General features: G+C 51.1%; 1 protein-coding gene. It reads right to left on the reverse strand.

Annotated features, from left to right (window positions below; genetic code table 11):
- Positions 1-29: 29 nt before the first annotated feature.
- The gene (gene hybG, locus LZP73_RS20920; RefSeq protein WP_234236909.1) at positions 30-278 is read right to left on the reverse strand and encodes a hydrogenase maturation factor HybG; all 249 of its coding nucleotides are present in this window, start codon (positions 276-278) and stop codon (positions 30-32) included.
- Positions 279-282: the final 4 nt, after the last annotated feature.

Here is a 282-nt window from a genome sequence, read left to right on the forward strand (position 1 = left end):
AGGCCTACGAAAGCATCCGGCTTTAATCATCACGCGCTGGTAATGTCGTAATCCATTTGGCGCAGTGCGTCTAATGTGGCTTTGGCTTCGTCTTCATCGATAATGCTCATGGCAAATCCGACGTGTACCAGTACCCACTGGCCCAGCAGATCGGCAGGGTTACCTTCACAAATCATGGCGATATTCACGTCGCGCTTGATACCACATACTTCAACCTGCGCAAGCTGGTGAATATCTTCACCGACAGCCAGCACCTGGCCTGGAACGCCAATACACATTGTT

This window comes from Shewanella sp. AS16, assembly GCF_021412365.1.
In the GTDB taxonomy this organism is placed as follows: domain Bacteria; phylum Pseudomonadota; class Gammaproteobacteria; order Enterobacterales; family Shewanellaceae; genus Shewanella; species Shewanella salipaludis.

Excerpts from the sequence above, each read along its gene's own strand:
- hybG (WP_234236909.1), bottom strand. The coding sequence starts at position 278 with ATGTGTATTGGCGTTCCAGGCCAGGTGCTGGCTGTCGGTGAAGATATT.